This window comes from Vibrio sp. Isolate32 (assembly GCF_022397955.1).
GTDB lineage: Bacteria > Pseudomonadota > Gammaproteobacteria > Enterobacterales > Vibrionaceae > Vibrio.
In genome coordinates this window covers 1-3,433 of the sequence record NZ_JAKEUQ010000064.1, presented here as the reverse complement: position 1 = coordinate 3,433, position 3,433 = coordinate 1, and the positions used below count along the sequence as shown (strand labels likewise).

Below are 3,433 nucleotides of genomic sequence, written 5' to 3'. Positions count from 1 at the left end.
GGGAGGTGTGGTGGGCACAAGTACAGGAGAGTGGAATTAAGCCATTGCAAGAGTTCGCACGAAAACTGAGTCCTTATCTTCACGGCATTATCGCATCGGCAAGTTATCCGCTTAACACATGCACATTGGAAGGGATAAACAACAAGATAAAACTAATCAAGCGAATGGGATATGGGTATCGAGATACAGACTACTTCTTCTTGAAGATAAAAGCGGCTTTCCCCGGAAAGCCGCGATGAACCTTTTTTATGCACTAGAATTTTGAGAGATCGGCTCTAGACTGCGCTGCCCGCTTCCCAAATAAACAAAAGGCTTGGTCAACGGCGACCAAGCCTTTTAATTAGATGTTGTGTTTTTATTTATGACTCCAGTTTTTGGAGCTCTTTAAATTTTTCGATGCTATCGAGTTAAGAAATTAACCGCCTACTGCGATGCGCTTCATGTCGCTCATGTAAGCACGTAGTTCTTCACCGATGTACTCAACTGGGTGGTTACGGATAGCTTCGTTTACTTCAATTAGACGAGCGTTATCTACTTGGTTAGATGTTTCTCCTAAGCCTTTACCGATTACGTCTGTTGATACTGAAGGCATGAACTTCTCACGTAGTAGTGGTGTTGCAACGTTAGCGAACAGGTAGTTACCGTATTCAGCTGTATCAGAGATTACAACGTTCATTTCGTATAGGCGCTTACGAGCAACCGTGTTCGCGATTAGTGGAAGCTCATGTAGAGACTCGTAGTATGCAGACTCATCGATGATGCCAGATGCTGTCATTGCTTCGAACGCTAGCTCAACACCCGCACGAACCATAGCAACAAGTAGGATGCCGTTATCGAAATACTCTTGCTCTGAGATTTCTACATCAGAAGCTGGGTAGTTTTCGAATGCTGTTTCGCCTGTCTCTTCACGCCAGCCAAGTAGGTTCGCATCGTCGTTCGCCCAGTCAGCCATCATAGTGCTAGAGAATTCGCCTTGGATAATGTCATCCATGTGCTTGTTGTAAAGCGGACGCATTAGGTCTTTTAGCTCTTCAGAAAGCTCAAATGCTTTGATTTTAGCTGGGTTAGATAGACGGTCCATCATGTGTGTTACGCCACCAAACTTAAGCGCTTCAGTGATCGTTTCCCAGCCGTATTGTAGAAGCTTACCTGCGTAGCTTGGGTCGATACCGTCAGCAACCATCTTCTCGTAAGATACGACAGAACCAGCTTGTAGCATACCACAAAGGATAGTTTGCTCACCCATAAGGTCAGATTTAACTTCAGCAACGAAAGAAGACTCTAGACAACCTGCGCGGTGACCACCAGTACCAGCAGCCCAAGCTTTAGCGATGTCCCAACCTTCACCCTTAGGGTCATTCTCTGGGTGAACAGCGATTAGCGTTGGAACACCGAAACCACGCATGTATTCTTCACGAACTTCAGTACCTGGACACTTAGGTGCAACCATTACAACCGTTAGGTCTTTACGGATTTGCATGCCTTCTTCAACTACGTTAAAGCCGTGTGAGTAACCTAGTGCAGCGCCTTCTTTCATTAGGGGCATTACTGTTTCAACTACGTTAGTGTGTTGTTTGTCTGGAGTTAGGTTGATTACTAGATCCGCTTCAGGAATTAGCTTCTCGTAGCTGTCTACTTCAAAACCATTCTCTTTTGCATTTTTGTAAGACTGACGTTGCTCGTCAATCGCAGCCTGACGTAGAGCGTAAGCCACGTTTAGTCCTGAATCACGCATGTTTAGACCTTGGTTAAGGCCTTGAGCACCACAACCAACAATTACGATTTTCTTGCCTTCAAGGTATTCAGCTTCTGTCGCAAATTCTTCACGACCCATGAAGCGGCAACGACCTAGTTGGTCTAGTTGTTCACGAAGGTTTAGTGTATTGAAATAGTTAGCCATTTGAGGCACTCCTTTAAAAATAAGTCCGTAAGGTCGATATCTCTCTATCGAATAACTTCATACTAAAACAGACACTCCGTTGCTGAAAGTGATATATTCACAATTAGTTATTGCAATAAATGCAACATGGAAACGATCACAGAACATGAACATAAAATCTCTACAATTATTTATACATTTATGTGATAGCAAGAGTTTCAGCAAAACCGCTGCAGCCATGCATGTCAGCCCTTCAGCGCTAAGCCGTCAGGTACAAAAGCTTGAGGAAGAAACAGGACAGGAACTGCTTATCAGGGACAATCGAAGCGTTGATCTCACTCCGGCAGGAAAACATCTATTACCAGTAGCGTTGAATATTGTTGGAGAATGGCAGCAATACAACCTTCACCTAAAAGGCGGTGAGCAAGAGTTAAAGGGTGAGATCAGGATATTTTGCTCCGTGACTGCAAGCTATAGCCATCTTCCTGAGCTAATTACCGAGTTCAGAGCCATTCATCCATATATTGAGTTCAAGCTTTCTACAGGCGATCCAGCTCAGTCTATCGATAAGATATTAAATGACGAAGCGGATATCGCGATTTCAGCGAAACCAGACATCCTCCCTTCAAGGTTAGAATTCGAAACCATTAGTGATATACCACTATCTGTCATCGCCCCATCTGGCGTCAGCAGCTTTAGCCAACAACTGCAATCCGACAAACCAAATTGGAATGAAGTGCCTTTTATCATTCCTGAAGCGGGTACCGCTCGCGAACGTGCTAATGCATGGTTTAAGAAGATGAAGATTAAACCCAACATTTACGCTCAAGTATCAGGTCATGAGGCAATTGTAAGTATGGTAGCGTTAGGATGTGGGGTTGGTATCGCACCCGATGTGGTCATTAACAACAGTCCAGTAAGAGATAAAGTTAGCCGCTTAAAGATAGAACCTATCAAGCCATTTGAGTTAGGGGTATGTTGTAAGCGAGCACAGCTAGATAACCCTCTAATTCGCGCGTTCTGGCAAGTCGCAGAAGGTAAGTATTTAGCGGACTAGTTGTCACTTCTTTTATTTATGTATATCGCAGATAAGAAAAAAGCCCGCTGATTTCCCAGCGGGCTTTCTAATGGTGGTGGAGGGATAGGGATTTGAACCCTAGAACCGCTATTAACGGTTGCCGGTTTTCAAGACCGGTGCTTTCGACCACTCAGCCATCCCTCCAACAAATTGTCATCAACAGATTAGTGCACTGTTGAGGTTGTTATTTTCTATGCAAATAACGAAGCCTTTTGTCTTCACTTTTAAAAAGTGAAAATAAATTTGAAGCCTGGCGATGTCCTACTCTCACATGGGGAAGCCCCACACTACCATCGGCGCTATTGTGTTTCACTTCTGAGTTCGGCATGGAATCAGGTGGGTCCACAATGCTATGGTCGCCAAGCAAAATTTTGCTTTTACTTCCAGTTTTAAACACTGAAGGCAAAATAATCTGGAAAGCTGTTTTTCGTTCTCTTCAAACGCATTCAAGGTCTGTCTTTCTATTGAGTCCACAA

General features: G+C 44.1%; 3 protein-coding genes, 1 tRNA gene and 1 rRNA gene. 2 read left to right on the top strand and 3 right to left on the bottom strand.

Annotated features, from left to right (window positions below; genetic code table 11):
- Positions 1-239: transposase (locus tag L1D11_RS22295; protein ID WP_239832794.1), on the top strand; the 239-nt coding region annotated here is incomplete at its 5' end.
- Between the two features lie 176 nt (positions 240-415).
- On the opposite strand, the gene ilvC is transcribed toward L1D11_RS22295, so the two are convergent.
- Positions 416-1,900, bottom strand: coding sequence for a ketol-acid reductoisomerase (ilvC, locus tag L1D11_RS22290; protein ID WP_239834778.1), 1,485 nt, complete (start codon positions 1,898-1,900; stop codon positions 416-418).
- 145 nt (positions 1,901-2,045) lie between these two features.
- Here ilvC and ilvY point away from each other — a divergent pair, with 145 nt between their 5' ends.
- Positions 2,046-2,936, top strand: a complete 891-nt coding sequence (gene ilvY / locus L1D11_RS22285) for an HTH-type transcriptional activator IlvY (RefSeq protein WP_239834777.1) — start codon at positions 2,046-2,048, stop codon at positions 2,934-2,936.
- Between the two features lie 74 nt (positions 2,937-3,010).
- Here the strand turns inward: ilvY and L1D11_RS22280 are convergent.
- Positions 3,011-3,101 (bottom strand) — tRNA-Ser (locus tag L1D11_RS22280).
- 104 nt (positions 3,102-3,205) lie between these two features.
- Positions 3,206-3,321 (bottom strand): 5S ribosomal RNA (gene rrf, locus L1D11_RS22275).
- Between the last annotated feature and the right edge of the window lie 112 nt (positions 3,322-3,433).